This is a genomic window from Pleurocapsa sp. PCC 7319 (assembly GCF_000332195.1).
GTDB lineage: Bacteria > Cyanobacteriota > Cyanobacteriia > Cyanobacteriales > Xenococcaceae > Waterburya.
In genome coordinates this window covers 415,867-435,250 of the sequence record NZ_KB235919.1, presented here as the reverse complement: position 1 = coordinate 435,250, position 19,384 = coordinate 415,867, and the positions used below count along the sequence as shown (strand labels likewise).

The 19,384-nt window shown below is 36.4% G+C and carries 16 protein-coding genes; 1 reads left to right on the top strand and 15 read right to left on the bottom strand.

Features of this window, described 5'->3' with window-relative positions:
* Positions 1-99 precede the first annotated feature (99 nt).
* Positions 100-477, top strand: a complete 378-nt coding sequence (locus PLEUR7319_RS0103270; RefSeq protein ID WP_019503780.1) for a hypothetical protein — start codon at positions 100-102, stop codon at positions 475-477.
* Positions 478-647: 170 nt separating this feature from the next.
* Here the strand turns inward: PLEUR7319_RS0103270 and PLEUR7319_RS0103265 are convergent, their stop codons facing one another.
* From PLEUR7319_RS0103265 to PLEUR7319_RS0103190, 15 genes are all read right to left on the bottom strand, one after another.
* Positions 648-1,850 carry a glycosyltransferase family 4 protein gene (locus PLEUR7319_RS0103265; protein WP_019503779.1) on the bottom strand — a complete coding sequence of 401 codons (1,203 nt, stop codon included), beginning with the start codon at positions 1,848-1,850 and terminating at the stop codon, positions 648-650.
* 31 nt (positions 1,851-1,881) lie between these two features.
* Positions 1,882-3,297: a hypothetical protein gene (locus tag PLEUR7319_RS0103260; protein ID WP_019503778.1), complete on the bottom strand. Its 1,416-nt coding sequence runs from the start codon at positions 3,295-3,297 to the stop codon at positions 1,882-1,884.
* Between the two features lie 101 nt (positions 3,298-3,398).
* Positions 3,399-4,301, bottom strand: a complete 903-nt coding sequence (locus tag PLEUR7319_RS0103255) for a glycosyltransferase family 2 protein (RefSeq protein ID WP_019503777.1) — start codon at positions 4,299-4,301, stop codon at positions 3,399-3,401.
* A gap of 110 nt (positions 4,302-4,411) precedes the next feature.
* On the bottom strand, positions 4,412-5,326 hold the full coding sequence (locus tag PLEUR7319_RS0103250; protein ID WP_019503776.1) for a sulfotransferase: 915 nt from the start codon (positions 5,324-5,326) through the stop codon (positions 4,412-4,414).
* A 94-nt stretch (positions 5,327-5,420) separates the two neighbouring features.
* Complete coding sequence (locus tag PLEUR7319_RS34075; RefSeq protein ID WP_019503775.1) at positions 5,421-6,743, bottom strand: O-antigen ligase; 1,323 nt, start codon at positions 6,741-6,743, stop codon at positions 5,421-5,423.
* Positions 6,744-6,786: 43 nt separating this feature from the next.
* Complete coding sequence (locus PLEUR7319_RS34070) at positions 6,787-8,121, bottom strand: glycosyltransferase family 4 protein (RefSeq protein WP_019503774.1); 1,335 nt, start codon at positions 8,119-8,121, stop codon at positions 6,787-6,789.
* A 136-nt stretch (positions 8,122-8,257) separates the two neighbouring features.
* The gene (locus PLEUR7319_RS0103230; protein WP_019503773.1) at positions 8,258-9,325 is read right to left on the bottom strand and encodes a polysaccharide pyruvyl transferase family protein; all 1,068 of its coding nucleotides are present in this window, start codon (positions 9,323-9,325) and stop codon (positions 8,258-8,260) included.
* 6 nt (positions 9,326-9,331) lie between these two features.
* Positions 9,332-10,279: a hypothetical protein gene (locus PLEUR7319_RS34065; protein ID WP_019503772.1), complete on the bottom strand. Its 948-nt coding sequence runs from the start codon at positions 10,277-10,279 to the stop codon at positions 9,332-9,334.
* Between the two features lie 40 nt (positions 10,280-10,319).
* Positions 10,320-11,531: a glycosyltransferase gene (locus PLEUR7319_RS0103220; protein WP_019503771.1), complete on the bottom strand. Its 1,212-nt coding sequence runs from the start codon at positions 11,529-11,531 to the stop codon at positions 10,320-10,322.
* Positions 11,532-11,675: 144 nt separating this feature from the next.
* Positions 11,676-12,743 carry a glycosyltransferase family A protein gene (locus PLEUR7319_RS0103215; protein ID WP_019503770.1) on the bottom strand — a complete coding sequence of 356 codons (1,068 nt, stop codon included), beginning with the start codon at positions 12,741-12,743 and terminating at the stop codon, positions 11,676-11,678.
* Between the two features lie 84 nt (positions 12,744-12,827).
* Positions 12,828-14,300: a hypothetical protein gene (locus PLEUR7319_RS0103210; RefSeq protein ID WP_019503769.1), complete on the bottom strand. Its 1,473-nt coding sequence runs from the start codon at positions 14,298-14,300 to the stop codon at positions 12,828-12,830.
* A 63-nt stretch (positions 14,301-14,363) separates the two neighbouring features.
* Positions 14,364-15,140 (bottom strand): glucose-1-phosphate cytidylyltransferase, encoded by a 777-nt coding sequence (gene rfbF / locus PLEUR7319_RS0103205; RefSeq protein WP_019503768.1) that lies wholly within the window; start codon positions 15,138-15,140, stop codon positions 14,364-14,366.
* A gap of 77 nt (positions 15,141-15,217) precedes the next feature.
* The gene (locus PLEUR7319_RS0103200; protein WP_144054230.1) at positions 15,218-16,327 is read right to left on the bottom strand and encodes a sulfotransferase; all 1,110 of its coding nucleotides are present in this window, start codon (positions 16,325-16,327) and stop codon (positions 15,218-15,220) included.
* A 69-nt stretch (positions 16,328-16,396) separates the two neighbouring features.
* On the bottom strand, positions 16,397-18,643 hold the full coding sequence (locus PLEUR7319_RS0103195) for an N-acetylneuraminate synthase family protein (protein ID WP_019503766.1): 2,247 nt from the start codon (positions 18,641-18,643) through the stop codon (positions 16,397-16,399).
* Entirely contained in the window at positions 18,633-19,322 is a 690-nt protein-coding gene (locus PLEUR7319_RS0103190; protein ID WP_019503765.1) for a cytidylyltransferase domain-containing protein, read from the bottom strand. The genes PLEUR7319_RS0103195 and PLEUR7319_RS0103190 overlap by 11 nt, the downstream gene beginning before the upstream one ends.
* Between the last annotated feature and the right edge of the window lie 62 nt (positions 19,323-19,384).

Genomic DNA, 19,384 nt, shown 5'->3' with positions numbered 1-19,384 from the left:
TCCCAGCAACCATAGTTAAGTTTCTGAAATTGTACCGCCAAGCCGTGTCGCCAAGAAGCAGGATTTAAACATATCAGTCGTTACATTAATGGGCTACTAATGAGTCCGAATAAAACTCTTCAAGGAATTTACAGCCAATTGGTATGGGATGAACAAGAAAAAGTAAGTCGTTGTGCAATGCACGAAGCAGTATTTGAATCAGGATGGAAATATGAGGAATTGATGCTGCTGCATAGGAAAATTGTATCTCCTCTACATAAAGGAAAAGGAAGGGAAGTAATAGCTTTAGATTGGACATTCTCGTATCATCCTCACAGTGAAAAAATCTTCGCAGCCAAAGAAGCATACGACTATGTAAATCGATGTTGGAGTTGTTATCAAACAGTAGTCACAGGATCAATATCCAATGGTCAAAGAATCGATGGAATTGCCGTAGAAGTTCAACATCCTATATTAGTCAACGACTTGATTCTCTAACTCGTGAAGCCTTACACAACTTGCTTGAACTTAGTCAAAACTTATTTGTCCAAGGGAAATCTACAGAACAAGTTTTGAAGGTGATGATGCCTTTATAGTACTCTTGATCTTGATTAAATCTCTTCTGATTTAAAAACCTTCCAAGCCGTGTGGACTACTACTTCTCTATCCTAGTTTTTGCGACACAACCGATTCATTAAAATATGCTCAGTTTTCTCGATCAGAACTTGAACTCGATTAGTCCAACTATGATTAGTTTCTATTTCTCTGCGTGCCTGCTCGCCCATTTCTTTCAATTTATTTTTGGCTACAAGAGCTTTAATCAAAGATTCTTTGAGTGCATTTTTATCTCCAGGCCGAAATAAGAATCCTGTTTCTTCTTCAACAACTAATCTTCGGGCATCCTCAAAAGCCGAGGCAATAACTGGTTTGGCCATTGACATATATTCATAAAGTTTCATCGGTGACAAATACATTTTTCCCATCTGCAACTGTATTTGTCCTGAATAACCAATATCACATCCAGCTATATACTGTGGTACTTTTTGCCAAGGCACTCGTCCAACAAATTGTACCTGTTCTTCAAGACCCAAGGTTTGAGATTGCTCTTCCCAAGCCTGTTTCATTTCTCCGTCCCCTACAACTACAAGGGATATTAGATACCCTTCTGATTGCAGTTCATAAATTGCCTCCAGCAAGAGGTCTAATCCAGCCCAAGAATATAAACTTCCCACAAATCCCACCGTAAAACCTGAAAATAATCGTTTTGGTTCGTGTAGTTGAGGGTTAAGAAATTCGATATCAACTCCATTAGGTACTAGGACGATTTTATCTTGGTTGATGCCTATTTCCTGAACCAGTATTTCTTTGAGGGTAGCACTAACACAAGCAATAACATCGCACTGCCGATATGACCATAATTCTAATTTACGAGCAATTCCATCTAAAATCAGGGCTTTACGTTCTGTTTTAGCTTCATAATAAAGCAAAGCTTCTACCTGCAAAATCCAAGGAATACCTTGGCGTTGAAAAATCCATCCTAAACATTGAAGAGTAGCAGCATATTCGTATACCCAATCTACCTGTCTGCCCAACTCGCGCCAACTTCGCCAACTATTAAAGATCCCCAAACCTAGACGAACTATATCTACTGCCAAAGTTCGCAGATATCCACTACTAATTGCTGCTCCAGAGCCTTTAGTGGACCATTTGGAGGGAGTTCTATCACCAACAATAAATGGTAGAACTGACCAATTTAGAGATTCAAAGCCTTTAACTAATCCCAAAACACGAGAACGAGGACCCGACATTTCGGCATCAAATCGAGTTGAAATTCTAGGCGCTGCCGCAAGAAAACCTAGTCTTTTAGTCACTACAATACTCCTGAATAATTTAACCTTGAATTTAATTAGTCCTACTAGCCTGAAAAGCAATAACAGTAACAGATAAAGGTTCTAGTTTGGTCTTAATCTTTGATCTACTTACTGAAACCGAACCAAACTTGTTCCAGGTTACATTTGTAGATTCTGGTGTAGAACCTTTAAGAACCCAACGTTCATTTTGAGTACTTTCCGTGTAGTTATCTAGTTTTATATTTACATTTTGAGGTATTTTGTTTTTGTTAAGCAGAAATACATTCAAGGAGTTATCATCAGGAGCGTAACTGGCCCAAGAGCCAACTGGACCTGATTTTGAAGAATAAACCATTTTCTGTTTAAGAAAGTTTCCCCAGATTTTAAGAGGATAACCCATTGGCATGAGTTGGTAATTAGCATCAAAGGCACTGAAATCCTCAGAATAAGATTTTTTTTCCAACCATCGAGATGTCCAAAAATGAAAGTAATCAACTTTATCGATATACAGAATATTACCTAACATTTCAAAATTATGAAGCATTTTCCATATATTATTGAAATGAGATTTGCCTGGGTTAAACGAACTATTCTCAGTTACATTCAGTTTCAATATTGGATTATATGTTTCGATTGCTTGTTTAGCTGTTTCTATATTAGATGTATAGTTCCAATCGTTAGACTTCCACTGTTTGTAACTTTGCATGGATGAATATTGATGAGTAACTAAAAAGTCAACATTATTATTAACAATTGGCATAACTTTATCCCACCAAGTAGATCCGGTCATTCCATTGACTCCAATTTCAATTGAGGGATCAACCTTTTTCAGAGCTTGAGAAAATCGCACCACAGTTTCAGCATAATCTTTTGCCGTCCAATTTAAATGTGCGCTAGATAAATCAGTTTCATTTCCGATTTCCCAATATTTGATTTGATATCTTTGAATAACATTGGCGTATTCAACCCAATCGACCGCTGCTTGTAATACTTCTTCTGATGTTGCATGAGGAGAATTTCCTGTATAAGCTAGAGCATCAATTCCAATTACTACAAACGGTTCAGCATTGACGGAGCGACATACAGTCACAAACTGATCAAAGTTTAAAGAATTTTTCCAAGTACCATCAGTATTAGTAAAATTGGCGAACCAAACACTAGAATCTCGAATAGATATTTTAGGTTGAGTGGGTTTGTTACGATCAAATAAATAATAATCAGCAATTTCACCCATTGGATAACGTAAAGAACCTAATTTGAGTTCTTTAAAAGGTATGGCAGCACTTTCTTCATCTAGCAAAAAATTGAGATTTATTCCTACAGGATTGTTATAAACATCTGCAATAACGTTATTAACATCCACTGTTATCTGTTGATTAGCTGCTATAGTTTGAGTATGAATGTATATTAAGCAGGATAAAGTTGATATTAAAAATATTTTGCTTATTTTATTACTGATTAATTTCATTTTGAACTCAAATTAAGAATATAGCTAGATTTTGAATTCTTGCATTTGTTATTCTAAGAACAATTTCTCAAGAGTATTAGTAAACAAAATAACTAATTATTCTATATATCTGCTTTTGTTTCTCGCTTAAATGTAGGTGAATAATCTAAATTTCTATATCCAATTAAGGCTCTGATATAGGGAAAACTCCAATAAATAAACCAGAAATCACCCGAATGCCTCTTAATAAAAATTGTCCACTCCTTGGGTGGAAAAGCCTTAATGTGAAATGCCTTTTTTAGACGTTGGTAAGGTGAAAGATTCATATCTATCCAGCTACCAGTGACCGAATTTTGCGGACAACTTCCTAAATAGCCAGGTGCGACAAAAATAGAACATCCTAGTTTTTTTGCTCTCAGTCCATAGTCTAAGTCTCCTCTTTGGTGAGTAAAATTAGACTCTAAATTACCTACAATATTAGCTACGGAACGAGGAATTAAGACTATATTACCCTGCATAGTAAGACATTCTTGAGGCTCTTTTCCTGGTTTAATTGCTTCAAAAGTATGAGAAAGTTTTTTTCGAGAACGAATTCTACCACCGTAGCTGTATTCTCCACTAGCAGGATCTTTAACGGAACCAACCACAATGGATTTAGTTTTGTTTTGACTTGTTAATAAGGTATGAGTATCCAGCAATTTACTTAAAGCATCAGGCTCTAGGATAGTATCGTCATTTAGCCAGAGATAGTATTCATAATTATGCTTCATTGCTTCGGCAAATGCGAAATACATACCTCCAACCCAAAACAGATTACCGTTACCCAGCAAAATTTTTACGTCAGGATAATGATTTTTTACTGCTTCTGAAGTTCCGTCAGAGCTACCATCATCTACTAAGTAAACTTGAAAAGATTTATTTTGTCTGTATAAAGCTTTAAGACATTTTAATGTTACATGACTTCTATTATGGCAAGTCATGAGAACCGCTAATTTTAGATTATTATTTTTTTGATTTTGAGACATAGAAAAAATGTAATTGCTTTTTGTGATTAATGACTTATGTTGAAATGTTATTTAAGCTAACTGATTGTTTAAATTTAAGCTTGATTAACTCAAAATTAATTTTATTTTGACTAATAATATTTCTTCGCAATTGGAAAAGTAGAAATACTGATTAAAGCCTGATCTAATTTCCTCATTGACTGTTGCCATTTCTCATCCAAAGATAATTTGACAGTTCCAATATCAGAACGACTACTTGGACTACCTGCAATAATATGATCTGTACTCATTTTTACAGTTGAACTATCTATAAAAGGAAGATTTGTAGCCTTTTCGTCAAGAAAATTGAGTATGTGCTCTACAATCATCTGGGGATTTTGAATGAAATTTTCATAGCTTATCCTCAAATAACGTTTGCTAGAAGAATTTAACAGCATTTCTACAGCGTAGTTTTTAAGATTCCAAGATAAAGAAGCATGTAGCGGATTGTACCATTGACACTCTAGTTCCCCTTTCAGTTTACGCTGTTCCAAAGAATAACAAATACCTTTTGGGTTACGTACTAAGTGAATAACGTATAAATCTATAGAAGGCAATAAACTCAAAATATAACCATACCAAGAGGCTTTTGTTGAATCAACAATAACTTTACTATTCGTTGTGACTTGAATAGCTTGATAAAGTTTTTCTAAATTAGTTAGATATTGACCTACTTTTTTTTTGAAAGACTTATCTTTTATTAATCCAAAATAGTGAGGTAAAACCATAGAGCGAGTTAGCTTTTGTAGCTCGATCATTTCTAATACCTTGAATTTATTTATACCATTAAAAGCTTCATTAAATACTTGTTGCCAGACTAAACAATCTGTAAATAAATGTCCACAACTACAAATTCTATTTTCTACGATTCCATGCAGCCAAATATCTCTAAGTTCTCCCCAAGCAACGAAGCCATCTATTTGTCCTAGTACCCTGTTAACAATTGTACTTCCACTGCGTTCAAAGCCAGATATATAAAGTACTTTCATTTTGGAATTGTTTTGCATGAGTAGCCTCTTAATTTTTCTAATCAATTTTTAATTAGGTTGTACTTAAAAGTATTGATCGTAGTAAACTATAAAGTTTTTATTGATAACTGATTTACCTAACATTGAAAAAGTATCGTCTTGGACTGTAGCTATAATTAATCCCTAAAATCTTTTTAGGGTATCGTTTTTTCATCAAGCGTTTATATTCAACAGAGCTTGATAAACATACTGCGATAAAAAGAATCCCATATACACTAGTAGATCCCAACCCCATTCCAACATCAGCCAAGCTAGCTAAACAAGTAAATACTAAGAATTGAAAGACCCAAAAGAATTCTACCTTCTTAGTTGAGAATAATAAAATAAATACTTTAAAAAAGACTGTTATAAGAACAATACCGTACGATATTAGTCCAAAAAAGCCTAAATTAGCAAATATTTCTATATAACCACTATGAGCATTAAACGTACTAGGAATTCCTGTATTTGATGCCCAGGTGTTAAGAATAACGTGGACACCTGCATCGGAATTCCAGAAAGCACCATAGCCGTAGCCCCACCAGAACCGCTCGTCTAATACCTTTTCTATAATCAAAGTCCATATTGGTATACGTCCGTTGAATGTTGTACCTTCTCCTAGAAGGTCAACTAGAATGGTTTCCTGATTAGCGACAATGAGTATAGCTACAGTACCTACTAAAATGCAAACAAAGCTCAAAAGAATCACTTTCAGCTTATATTGTTGTTTGACCATGCCATAAAGTGGCATCTGTAACAGTAATACAAATAGAAGAAGCAGACCTGTTGAGCTTCTAGCAAATATAGCCAAAGGTACTGCTATACCAAGTCCTATCCAGCCTAACCAACTTCTTCTCCATTGATATTTATTGAGAGCAATAATTAAAAACAGGATCGCTCCTAAAATCATTGCGCGACTCATATAGTTTTTATAGGGAAAAATACCTTGCCATCCATTTGACCCAATTCCATAACTAGGAATAGCTATACAAATCCCCCAACTCAAAATTGCTGACATACCAAATACTAAAGCCAATATTTTCATCTGCTCTTTAAGGCTGTAGCGAGTTGTAAAGTATGCCCCAAATAAAAATGTACGCAACAAACCTCTACTAATATCTAAAGTGCTATTTACATTGGTAGACCAGACCACAGAGAACATCGCAATCCCTACGAAGATCATTAGAGGAATATTTCTAGTTGCAACGTAGGCTATACGCTTCCAATGTAAAGCAACTAAAAAGAAAGTAACAGGATAGCTTAAAGCATTAACCAATGATGATGAAATAGGTGGTGGAACTCTAACATCCATGAAATACAGTAGCCAGATAACTGTGACTACTATTTCCAATTTCTCTAATAAGCGACGATGAATTGAGAGATTGAATAATGGTATCATTCCTATCTGCCTACTCATGAATTGGTTTATTTGGCATTTTCATAGAGATTATTCTCCTTTCTTAAATACTTTCACTGAGTTGTGCTATCTCTCTAAAGCTATTTTGTTGCTGTTCACTGAAATTCTGTCTCTTTTGATTATTGCTCCCCTCAAGGATTTCAGTAAAAAGGGAATTGTAGCGATGCGCTTGAATTTCTAGAGCAAATTCTTGTTCAGCTTTTTCACGAGCACGATAAGCTAGTTTCTGATTCCGTTCTTTGTTTTTTAATGTCCAAGTAATACCTTGAACTAAGTCATCAATTTCGTAGGGTTTTACTAGATAGCCATTTTGCTGATGTTCAATCATGTCAGGCATTCCTCCAATATTAAAAGCAATACAAGGAGTTCCGCAGGAAATTGCCTCTAACACAGTATTAGGTAAGTTATCTTGGATAGATGGAGCAATAAATGCATCTGCTGCTGAGTAAGCCAAAGCCAGCATTAAATCATCAGTTAAAGTTCCTAAATAATGAGATTTAAAACCAAAATCAACCGCTTTTTCTGGTTTTGAAGCTCCTACTACAATTAATTCCATGCAGTCATTCGAGCCTAAAGCACTTAGTTTTTGTAATGCAGGCTGTAATAAGTGAAAGCCTTTACGTTGATCGCTGGTGGCTTTTAAGGACAAGAATAGAACAAGCTGCTTATCTTGTGGTAGTTTCAGTAGTTGTCTAGCTATTTTCTGATTAATTGGTCTAAAGATATTTAGATTTAAACCGTATGGAATTACTTCAATTCGTTTATTTTTAAATAAAGAGCTAGCCTTGGCACAATTTGCTAACCATTTACTAGGGGTAACAATGGTCAAGTTTAAGTTTTGCCAAGCTTTTTGTTTGCGTTGCCAGACCCAACTAGACAAATCCCAATTTTTATCACTACCCAGTTGAGGACAACCACCACACGAATTAGTATACTTTTGACATTCTTGGTCGTAATGGCAGCCTCCTGTAAATGCCCACATATCATGGAATGTCCAGACTATTGGCTTATTAAATTTAGCAATTGATTCGATTTGAAGATAACCTGCACCAATCCAGTGTAAATTAATGATATCTGGGTCTAGTTGAGCAACTTGAGTAGTTATTTGATAAGGTAGCCAATTGGCAGAAAAACGTTGTTTTCCTCTTTGGTTATAGAGTTTCAATGGTATCTGGTCTAGAGTCAGCCGAAGACCAGTTTTAACTTGTCCAATCCCTGAGGCAAGATTAGTTCCGAAAACATTTGGGTCTTGGCTGTACTTTAGTTGCGATAACATCTGAGATTTGACTGAAATCTGATTCAGACCTTGATGTAGGCGATAAGCTGCACGAGCTGCACCACCTTTAATATCTGAAGTATTCAATAATAAAGCTTTCATAGTTAAATTACACCTCAAATATGCTGAATACTATTGTTACCAATATTCTGCCAACCTTGATGGAGACAATAACTAGAGAGAGAAGTTCCGTCTTGAGGATCGAAAGTGTTAATCATTGATGTTTTCATGAGAAATTTTAGCTATAACTATTAACTAGCTCTTGAAGAAAATCAAGATGACTCTTGCTCTCTACTTTTAAATGTTCTAGAGCTACAAAATTAAATTTTGATTTTGCCTTATTTATCTGTTCGACATTGGTAATAAGCTTTGCCAACTTAAACAATTCATTATGAGAGAAAAAAGCAAAGTCAGCATTAATGCTTTTTAAAAAACTTATAGTTTTTGCTTGTCCTTCAAAACTATAAAAAGGTACTTTTAAAGCTAAAGCAGTTAGTCCAAGGTGAAGTTTTGATGATATTAATAAATCGAGACTAGCTAAAAATTTAAGAGTTAAATCTGGATCTGTATAGGTATGATGTCTGATATAAGGGGATCTGATTTTTGGCAATAATTCATAATCTTGGGAGGAATTTGGTAAGTGTGTTCGGATAAAATGAAAAACTATGTTTTTTTGCATCGTTGCAATCAAACTCAAATAAAAAGCCAAGAAGTAGTTTGCTTTGGATTTACCTATATTTATGCCTACGTGCAGCTTATCATCTGAGTTGGGCGATGAAGGGAGAACCCACGTATCAGATACCGTTAGTAATATATCAGGATGATAAACTGCATTTTTGCCTAATTTTTTTACTAATGGCACATCTTCTTGGAGTCTAACTGTAAAATCACCACAGTTATCACTTTTCCAGAATTCTTCCCTTCGATGATTGAGGGGCGTATCAATACCTCTGCCATCTCCACCTACAGAAATAGGAAAAATCTTACATTTCTTCTCAGAACATAGCCTGGTAAGTTCAAGAAAATCATTTTCTAAAATATCAGTACTACTTTGATTTTGTGGAGATTTTTTTTCACTAGTTCCTGTCAACATTCCACCACCACCAATAACACCAAAGCTAGCATTCTCCAAGAGATCATTTAGGGATTTTGCTGATTCTATTGAATATTTTTGAGCAAGACGCTCATCAAGACGATAAACACAGGGATGTACCCCTAAATCTTTAAAATATTTGGCAAATTGAATTGCCATTAAATCATCGCCATAATTGCCGTGATTGTATGAACCCCAAATAGCTACTTTCATGATTACTTATTTTATTGAACCTAATTTTTGCATATTTAAATATTGTCCAAGTCTGCCCTTAAGTTGTTTAACATTATTTTTTAGGCGTGCAACATTAGTCATCCGATGAATATTTGTTTGTATAAAGGTATCTGTTTGCGAATCCCTAACAATAAATTGCGGATGTTCTAGAGGAAAACTCATAGACTGTCTTTTCAGATTGACACGTTGTTCATTAGTATCATGAGTATGAGTAGCATCCTTACCAAAACCGATATTAGTAACTAAATTCACGCTGGGCAAAATACTTAAACCACTTTGTAGCCAACAGGCAAGCATCCATTGGTAATCCCAAATATTTACATGCTCTTCGTAAACAGACTCAAATATTTTTGTCCAATCTTTGGCATCATTACTATTTTCTAGGACATCTTCTAGCCAATTATTATTTTTGACTAATGGCCAGCAATGCATACCCAAGTCAAAGTATTTCCAAGCTCTTCTCCAAGTAGCCCAACCCCAGGAACGTTGATAGCGAGAAAAGAAATAACTATCTGAAGTCAATCTAATTCTATTAGGAACATTTAGAGCAGAAATAGACATAATTCTCTCGTCGTATCTGTAATGTTTGAGTAATTCTTCGCAAAACCTGAAGAAAGTAAGATCGGGTAGACAATCATCCTCTAAAATAATTGCTTCTTCCACATTTTCAAAAACCCAATCTAGACCACTAGATACTCGCTTTCCACAACCTAAATTGACATCCGAATAATTTTTCAGGACTTCACAATCCCAATCAACGCGATCAATGATGGCGCGAGTAGCAGCACATTTTTCTGATTCACCTGGTTGGTCTAGACGTGCTCCATCAGCAATGACTAAAAGTTTTGGAGGTTTTACTTTGCGAATAGCTTCAAATACTTTTTCTGTTGTATCTGGACGTTTGAAAATTATGAATGCAACTGGTGTTTTCATGAGTAAATAGTCAATATCTAAAACATAATTTTGAAAAACTTTATAATTTATCTAAAATCTTTTGAAACGCACTTTTAAGTTGTGCTGTAGAGTGAAGACTTCTATAATCTTCAAAATGTGGTTGTAAGTTTCTATTATTCATTTCTTCCTGATAACATAGATCTTCTATTGCCTCAATACATTGATCCACATCTCCCTCATTGATACTCAAACCCAACTTAAATTTTTCAATTCTTTCTGCCATGCAAAATTTCTTGCTAACTATGATGGGCTTTTCTGAGATTGCTGCTTTGGTCAACATATTGCTACTGTGAGGAAATTTTTCATAGGCAGCAAATAAAATATCACAGATATTAACTAAAGTATTAAATGCTGTTCCATCTGGAATGCTTTCAAAATAAAAGAAACAGTTAGACTGTCCTGAATTAACAAAATTTTGGATATTAGTTAGCTCTTGTACTGTAAAGGTCTGTTCTGCCAATCGACCTGCAAAAACAAAAAAATATTCTTCTTGCGCCATTTGTTGAGCCACTTCTAAAAGTGTCAAAAGTCCTTTGCGCTTGCTTTGCGATCCCAACAAACCAATTATTTTTTTCCCCTGAGCTTGCTCTTTTATTTGCTGAATAATTGGAAAATTAAAGTCAGGTGGTGATGTATCTGTAAAATCAGGAAAAGTGATTACAGATTTACCTCCAATCTTACTTTGCAATTTTTCCGAGATCCCTTCATCAAGAACTGCGATCGCTGGGCAATGAGCAGATTTTAGCATTGCATGTTCTCTCAAAGGACCACGACAAATAGACCAAAACTTCTGTCTGAGTCTTAAGTGTCGAGGGTGAAAGTACAAACCAGACCATTGGTAAGGAAATATTGTGTCAATTAGATGATGTGTCAAATAGGGAGCCAAGTAACTATCAAGCCAGGGAAAAAATACTAAATCTGGTGAATTTCCTATTTTTAAGGAAACATACTGAATTGATTTTTTAACATTACGCCAACAATTTACTGCATTTAGAATTAGGCGAATTTGCAGGACTGGAAATGAGCTAGGTTCTGGTTTTTGAAATTTAAAGGAGTAGAGTCTCTCTGGATGTAAACAAGAGTTTTGGATAATCCATTCACTCAGTTCTTTAGGTTCCGGACAGAAGACAATAACTTGGTGACCAAACTCAAGCAAAGTTTTAGTGAATATCTTGAGGTATGTTGGACGATGCCCTCCCCAATTATCTTCAATGAGAGCAATAGTTTTCAATTTTTTAACCTCCCTGTTATTGATTTTGGAGAATCTGATGATATAGTCTGATACACTTTTGGATTTGTAGTTTAAGGGGTTATTTTGCTTGAGCGATCGCCCTTAGGGCGGTGGGCTTCAGCCCAATCGCGCGATAATTTTTACTTAAAAGTAGAAACTTGGGGCTTCTCGCTGATAAGACTCAATTGACTGCACCAGCAATGAAAGTAAACTTGGAGCTTTTCGGAGTAAACGTCTTGTGTAGCGTAATGGATTTGGAGTTGAGAGAACTGACAATATGGGATATTGTTGTACGATCTTTTCCCACTCCTGCGTAACGGAGAAATTTGATTGTGATTGTGCCGCAAGTTTTCGTGCTTTACATCCTTGCACTGCCAGTAAATCTTCAAAGTTGAGCGCTGGTTGGCGATCGCTGGCAGCAGCACGCAGTGGAGTATAGAGGGGATGAAACGCGAAATCATGTAACAGCACGAGCTGATCCAATTTTTTACGAAAATGACGGTTGATTTTATTAGTATTTGTTAAAGAGCGATCGTGTATTCGTGATGTTGCTAAAGTCAGTGGAATATAGGTCAGTCCTGTATGGATCGCAATTCTTGCCCAAAGCTCAATGTCACAAATGCCTATAATATTAGTATTAAAGGTGCCAAAACGATCAAATGCGTTTCGATGTAACATTACAGCGGTTGGTTCGCCAACAATATTGAACCAAAAGTAGTTTACTATAACGTTACAAAAATCACTTGCAGAAACCTCCGTCGAATTGGGAAATAGACTGTCTATTGACAAATCTGACAAAAATTTGAGAAAGAACTTTTTGGTTTGTTCGTTTGTATCAGGCTCAAACAAAAAATTACGACGACAGCAAATAATAGCACTTTCAGGTTGGCTTGCAGCGAGCATCTGCTCTAGACAATCAGGTGCAATAAAATCATCGGCATGAACATATTTAATCCATTCACCCTCAGCTAACTCAAGACATCGATTGAAGTTAGGCACGGCTCCAATATTATGCTGATTAATGATTACACGAATTCGCGAATCAAGCTCAGCATATTCCTTAACAATACTGAGAGTTTCATCTGATGAATGATTATCGACGATTAGTAATTCAAAGTCAGTAAATATTTGCGCAAGAATGCTATCGAGACACTCTCTCAGATATTTGGCAGCATTGAAGGTTGGAACACAAACGGATACAAGAGGAGTCATAAGGAGTAAAAATTGAGAAAACTAGATGATTAAAGGTTATTTTTCGTGATCTATATATTCACAAAATAAAATTTGATTAATAAGCTATGAGACAATTTTGCTTAAGGATTCTGAAAAAGCTTCAAGCTCGTTACCCCAGTTATAAAATACATTTTTGCCATTTAGTATCGGAGATTCTAAAACAAATTGACTAAAATCTTCTGCATCAAATACATCTTCAATTTGATATACTTGCTCACTGGGAAGTACAGTACCGCCCCAAACTGAATTAATTTTTTGATCGCGAATTTCTATAGCTTTCTTACTTAAGTATGGAGCATACAGTACCCCCGTACTGTTAAAAGAGATCGCAATATCGCATGCTTTCACATCATCTGTAATGGGACTGTTCATTCCCGATATCCGCAGCTTTGAACCTGCGCATGCAGTTAGCAAGGTTTTGATAACTAAATCATCGTATTCATCACTACGTAAACGGACATTAATCGTCTCGACTTCAGGCATTTTATTTAATGCTTTCAGGATTTCAGGAACACGTTCTAAAAGAGATTCACATCGATGTCTATCCCAGCCAGAAAGTGAGGATAAAAATAAAATGTTGAATTTTCCTCTTTCTTGAGTAACGCGATCAGAAGAAATATCGAAATCTTTCGGTAGTCTAACCTTAGGCTCCAACCATCCTAAATTAATTATCTCAGTAGAAGCTAAACTAATTTTTCGTAAATAATTGTCATGATGAGGACAATAAGACATCACAAATGATGCACTTAATGGAGATAGACTTCTCTGTGGGAAACCGTGAGGTATCAACATTGATGGAATATCTGTATTTTGGCAAGCAATTTGCATTGCTGTATCTGCCAAGTATTTTCCATGAGACAAGATCACTAGTTTAGGATTTGTCATTTCCAATAGGTGTTTCAAGAGACATGAATTCTGCTCTATCTGAATTGCAAGTTCAGTTAAATGTACAAAAACCTTTGGAGCTACCTTAAATGAGTGAAATTTTTCAAAAAACGAGTAAATATAACTGCATTGTTCAATGATTTCTTGACAAGTTTTCGATGAGAGATTGAATTCAGAAACCCTATCACATTGTCTTAAGGGTAAAACCTCATTAAACTCTGGCAATTCCATTGCCAAAAGATTATTACTAAATCCAACTATTCCAGTTCTTAATCCCTGCATCTGGCATTGCTTCGCTAATAGTTTCTGAATGCCAAGACCATGAGGGCTAGAAATAAAATGATTGAATATTACATCACATTGATCGTAATTCCTTAATCGATACTTTAATTGATAATCATCAAAAAAAATATTTGCTGAATTCCTTAAATTTCTTGCTGAACCTTTGAGCTTTTCTTTGATCTCAAGCTTTAATTGATAGTCAACTTTTTTTTGCTTTAATAATTTGGTTCTACCTACCCATACATGGTGTAGATAATAATAAAGAGAAGATTGAATGCTTAGTCGAAATTCTGAAGGATTAACTGCATGATAAAGCTCACAAGTTGTTTTAGTCTGGAAATCATCGCAGCTGATAAATGAGGTACTCATCTCAAAAATTGCATATAAATTTTTAATTTTTTAATTGCTTCTTTGGCGTTCTGAAGTTGACTTCTACTTCCAAACCTTCCAAGGAGCTTGACTATCATTCCAGAGCTTTTCCAAATATCTTTTATCTCGCAAAGTATCCATCGGCTGCCAAAAACCTTGATGTTTATAGGCAGATAGCTGCTCTAGATGAGCTAGTTTTGTTAAGGGTTCTTGCTCCCAAACAGTAGAGTCATTCTCAATCATGTCAATTACTTGGGGTTCAAGAATAAAATAACCTCCATTGATCCAAGCTCCATCTCCCTCTGGTTTCTCTTGAAAATTTGTGATTTTCGTTTGCTCTTGTCCGAGATTAATCGCCCCAAAGCGTCCAGGGGGTTGAGTTGCCGTTAGGGTGGCTAAGGTTTTTTGTTCTTGATGAAAAGCAATCAACTCAGTAATATTGATATTACTTACTCCATCCCCATAGGTTAAGCAGAAGGTTTCATCACCAACGTACTCTCTGACTCTTTTGAGTCTCCCACCAGTCATAGTCGATTGACCGGTATCTACCAAAGTAACTTGCCAAGGTTCAGCATAACCATTGTGAACATTCATTTTATTGAATCGCATATCAAAGGTGACATCGGACATATGCAAAAAATAGTTGGCAAAGTACTCTTTGATCATGTAACCTTTATAGCCACAGCAGATTACAAAGTCGTTGATACCGTGAGCAGAATAAATTTTCATAATGTGCCAAAGGATTGGTTTGCCACCAATTTCTACCATTGGCTTTGGTCGAATACTGGTTTCTTCACTCAATCGAGTTCCAAACCCGCCAGCGAGGATAATTGCTTTCATTAAAGTTCCTCAAAAACAATCTAAAGTCCATTTTATTAATGTGGAATAATCGTAAAAAACTTTTCAACTAGAGATAATCAAGTCGGAAGAAAACGTTTGCCCGTAATTAGCGTATACTTTACCAGCAAACGAATAGGCCGAAGCACATAGTAAAGAAAATAGGCAAAGTCTGGTAGCTCTAGAAGCTCACGATCTTGGTTAGTTGGTATGAATATTCGTCTAAGTTTATCAAAAGCCCTTAAATTATAGGGAATGAATTTCAGCGCTCCTCGAAAATGTCTCGTCTGTCCGATACGATCCATTGTTTTTCCAGCATATGATTCAAAAAGAGCCACCTCAATCAAATTCATTTCTGTACGCCAGCGATAAGTATCAGACGGAGTAGGTGGACGGTGAGTTTTAGCATGGGGTTGGAATGCTTCTGGTTCTTTCATAGTCTCCTTAGATGAGTTTTTATAAAAACCAAGCATTCTGTCGTCATAGTTTTCTCCAATAAATGAACAGATATTTTTGAGAGTATCTTCAGTTCGAAGAATGAGGTCTTCATAATGAATCTCAAGATATGATTCGGTAGGCAGCTTCAGCCCTGATTCAATACCTGCTTCAACACTTTTGTGCCAGAGTTTTGCTGCGCTATGTATTGTTCGACCCGCATGCCACAAAAAGCGTCTGATTACGTGACCTTCCTTATGACGATTATTAAGATATAGAGTGCGCAAAGAGATACAAACATCTCGTCCATCACGAATGAGATGAATAAACTTAGCAGAAGGAAACACCTGATGCAAGCGATTTATGTCACTGATGTATTGTGGTGTTTTATCCCCCCAGCGAGGTTTATTTTTTAGATGGGTACAATTCCGAAATACAGCATCAATTAGCTGACTAAGAAGTGGCTGCTTTAGACAAGAAATTGTGTCCCAGAGCTTTTTATTAGAGGCTGCTCGAAATTTAAATTTCGGATTTGCCCATCGCTCATGGTTAGATATGATATCAAAAGCCAACCGCTTATCCTCCTGACTCAGAGGGGAATTTAGTGGTAGCTTATTCATCAATTCAGTAAGGAAGAAGGATTCATCGGGGACTCTTAGGCGGGGATGCTCGTTGAGCATTAATCTCAGCATAGTACTTCCTGAGCGCGGACAACTAACTAGAAAAAACGGCTCATTTTGAAATTTTGAACTCATAACTCGTTTTTCTCCCTCATGATTTATGCTGTGGATTCCACTCAAATTAAGCTTGCTTTAATGCAAAATTTACAAAAACTCCTCTAATTTCTCCAGCGCAACCCAGAAACCTTCTCCTTCATTCTTGTGTCCTTGCCAAATCTCTGGAATAAAAGAAGCTTGGCTTGCTTTTTTAGCTAAGTCTGCTGATAAAGCAGGAAAATCAATATCACCTTCACCGACTTGTAAACCTTCACCATCTATACCTTCCGCATCAGCAATGTGTAAATGTGCAGTGTAATGACTAACCTGTTCGACAAACTCTTTAAACGACCATTTATGATGGTTGCAAGCTAATTTAGAGTGAGAAACATCTAAACATATACGGTAGTTTTGTTCTTGGCAGAATTGAACCGTATCTTGAGGATCTACAAAGAGGTTGTGGTAACGTTGTCCGCCAAAATGCCAAGGAAAAGGTGGCATAGTTTGGGGAATAATTTCTACTTCATCTTTATCTAAAGTTGAGAGGCTATCAATCAGTAGTTCGTATAACTCAGTTTTGAGAGAACTTGGTAAGGGTTTGTCTTCACTAAAGCCACCCACATTAGTTACGATACAAGGCCGAGATGCTTGACTAAAATATGGTTTAAGTGATCGCGTTAAATCAATTACTTTTTGTAATTCTTTAATTGATTGCTGGCGATAGTCTTCATTGGTGGAGCATAAATCTAAAACTAGATCGCCCGCAAATAGTTCGGGACTATGTACCACTAAATCTAAATCGTAAATGCGATCAAAATATTGCTTAATATCTTGTTCTAAGTCTTTATAGCTGAGGTGGAACTCTAATAAGTCGGGATTAGTTTTAGCCAAGATCCTTTTAAAGTCGTGATAGCGTACCGGCAAACCCCAAGGACGTTTAAACTTATAGGAACGGGCAGAAACACGTTCTCGTTCTAAGTCACTGAGAAAGAAAAAGTCTCCTGCTTTAAATGTTCTTTTGGCTTTTTTGCCGATTAATTCCACTTTGCGATTGGGTTGTAAACCCTTTCCAGGACTTTTAACCTCAATCATGGTTTCGCTAATTACTTCTCCCAGCTGCAAGTCACAATTAATGACAAGGCTTTTGGCAAGGGTTTCGCGGTTCATCAATTCCCCTTGACTCAAACGGCGATCGCCAGATTGACCGATCGCTGCTTCTACCTGGCGTATTCCTTCCACCATCGCCTGAAATTCTTGAGGTAACAGACTGACTTTGTGGTCGTTGCCCTCCATGGATTTATCAAGCGTAAAATGTTTCTCGATCACTTTGGCACCTTTGGCTATAGATGCGATCGCAACATTAATATCTCGCTCGTGACCAGAATAACCAACGGGACAATTTCCCAACTCTTGCAGACGTTCAAGATAAGCCAAGTTCACATCTTTAAAAGGGGCGGGATAAGTAGAATTGCAGTGTAGTAGTACATACATTGCACCTAAACGCTGCAATAAACTAACAGTTTCAGTAATTTCAGCTTCAGTTGACATTCCTGTGGAACAGATTAATGGCTTTCCTGTATTAGCCAACGCTTTGAGAAAGTCATGATTGGTTAAATCTGCCGAGGCTACCTTGTAAGCTGGCATTCCATATTCTTCTAACAGACTTAAGCTTCTCTCATCCCAGGGAGTACATAAGGGTAAAATATCCCGCTCTTTACAATAATCAAAGGCGGTAAACATTTCCTCAGGACTGAGCTGGAAACGAGATAGTAAATCTAAAGTATACTGAGAACCTAAATCTTCACTAGCATCATTAGCATTACCAGCGTTTACATAAAGCGAACTCAAATCCCGTAGTTGAAATTTGACACAGTTGGCACCAGCTAACAATGCTGCGTCTATCAGTTGACGAGCTACTTCTAAACTACCATTATGGTTGTTCCCAATCTCAGCAATAATAAAGCTTGGAGATTCCGCATCGATAGTGAACTTACCGATCTGAATAACTTGCGATCGCTTTCTGGCTACTGCTACTAAATGGTGGTTTTTATCAATTAGGGGAATAAATTCAATTGTGTCTGATAAATAAGATTGAATCTTTTCCGGTTCATCACCGTCAAAGGCATATTTAAAGTTTTTATTTGCAACCTTAGAAACCGACTGATTGAGATCGATGGTATTTTGACTGACTAACCACCGCCGAAAGTCACCATCAGTCATGACTCCTTCAAGTCTGCCAGATTCAGTTACAGAAAAGATAACTTTACTTTTATTATCACTAATCTTTTTCAAGGCATTAATGATGTTGTCTTCGGAAAAAACGATATATTTAGCAATACTTCTATCAATAAGCATTTACTGTCACCTGCTTTTTTAGTAAAGATTCGGCAATTTCAAAATCGAGAAGTGAATCTATTTCCCAGCTTGCTGCTTCACTCATAGGAAAAAGAGCAATTTTACCGCCCAAGCGATTATTTAATTCTTTTAATACCCAAGGTTTGAAAATATAAATTGAACCATTTTCCACATATTGTGGCTCCATATCTTGACGGCGCAAACGGTGACGATAGTCGTAATTAATCGATTGGGCTATACCATCAGTTTCTTGCCAGAGAAATCGATGAGAAGGAGAAACCGACAACAAAGAATCAGTATTTTCTTGGTTCAATTTTCGAATAGCATTGTCAATATCCTTCCCCGTTCTAATGGGAGAAGTACATTGCAAAAACACCACCAAATCTATGGCAACACCAGTAGCTGCAATAGTATCAACTGCATGAATTAAAGCTGATTCAGAAGAAGCAGTATCATTAGCTAATTCATGAGGGCGATTAATTATTTCTGCACCATAGTCTAGAGAAATTCTGGCAATTTCGCGATCATCTGTAGAAACGTAAACTCGATCTACAAATCTTGCTTCTTTAGCATTGATAATAGAATGAGCAATCAGTGGTTTATTAGCTAATTCCCTAATATTTTTACCAGGTAAACCTCTAGAGCCACCACGGGCAGGTATTATAGCAATTATTGACATTTGCAATGCTTCCCCAGGTAATAGGTTTACTTTTAATTAGCTCGTTCTGAAAAGAAAGAACT

Excerpts from the sequence above, each read along its gene's own strand:
- PLEUR7319_RS34065 (WP_019503772.1), bottom strand. The coding sequence starts at position 10,279 with ATGAAAACACCAGTTGCATTCATAATTTTCAAACGTCCAGATACAACA.
- PLEUR7319_RS0103255 (WP_019503777.1), bottom strand. The coding sequence starts at position 4,301 with ATGTCTCAAAATCAAAAAAATAATAATCTAAAATTAGCGGTTCTCATG.
- PLEUR7319_RS0103250 (WP_019503776.1), bottom strand. The coding sequence starts at position 5,326 with ATGCAAAACAATTCCAAAATGAAAGTACTTTATATATCTGGCTTTGAA.
- PLEUR7319_RS34075 (WP_019503775.1), bottom strand. The coding sequence starts at position 6,743 with ATGAGTAGGCAGATAGGAATGATACCATTATTCAATCTCTCAATTCAT.
- PLEUR7319_RS0103230 (WP_019503773.1), bottom strand. The coding sequence starts at position 9,325 with ATGAAAGTAGCTATTTGGGGTTCATACAATCACGGCAATTATGGCGAT.
- PLEUR7319_RS0103270 (WP_019503780.1), top strand. The coding sequence starts at position 100 with ATGAGTCCGAATAAAACTCTTCAAGGAATTTACAGCCAATTGGTATGG.
- rfbF (WP_019503768.1), bottom strand. The coding sequence starts at position 15,140 with ATGAAAGCAATTATCCTCGCTGGCGGGTTTGGAACTCGATTGAGTGAA.
- PLEUR7319_RS0103215 (WP_019503770.1), bottom strand. The coding sequence starts at position 12,743 with ATGACTCCTCTTGTATCCGTTTGTGTTCCAACCTTCAATGCTGCCAAA.
- PLEUR7319_RS0103260 (WP_019503778.1), bottom strand. The coding sequence starts at position 3,297 with ATGAAATTAATCAGTAATAAAATAAGCAAAATATTTTTAATATCAACT.
- PLEUR7319_RS0103195 (WP_019503766.1), bottom strand. The coding sequence starts at position 18,643 with ATGCTTATTGATAGAAGTATTGCTAAATATATCGTTTTTTCCGAAGAC.
- PLEUR7319_RS0103200 (WP_144054230.1), bottom strand. The coding sequence starts at position 16,327 with ATGAGTTCAAAATTTCAAAATGAGCCGTTTTTTCTAGTTAGTTGTCCG.
- PLEUR7319_RS0103210 (WP_019503769.1), bottom strand. The coding sequence starts at position 14,300 with ATGAGTACCTCATTTATCAGCTGCGATGATTTCCAGACTAAAACAACT.
- PLEUR7319_RS0103190 (WP_019503765.1), bottom strand. The coding sequence starts at position 19,322 with ATGTCAATAATTGCTATAATACCTGCCCGTGGTGGCTCTAGAGGTTTA.
- PLEUR7319_RS34070 (WP_019503774.1), bottom strand. The coding sequence starts at position 8,121 with ATGAAAGCTTTATTATTGAATACTTCAGATATTAAAGGTGGTGCAGCT.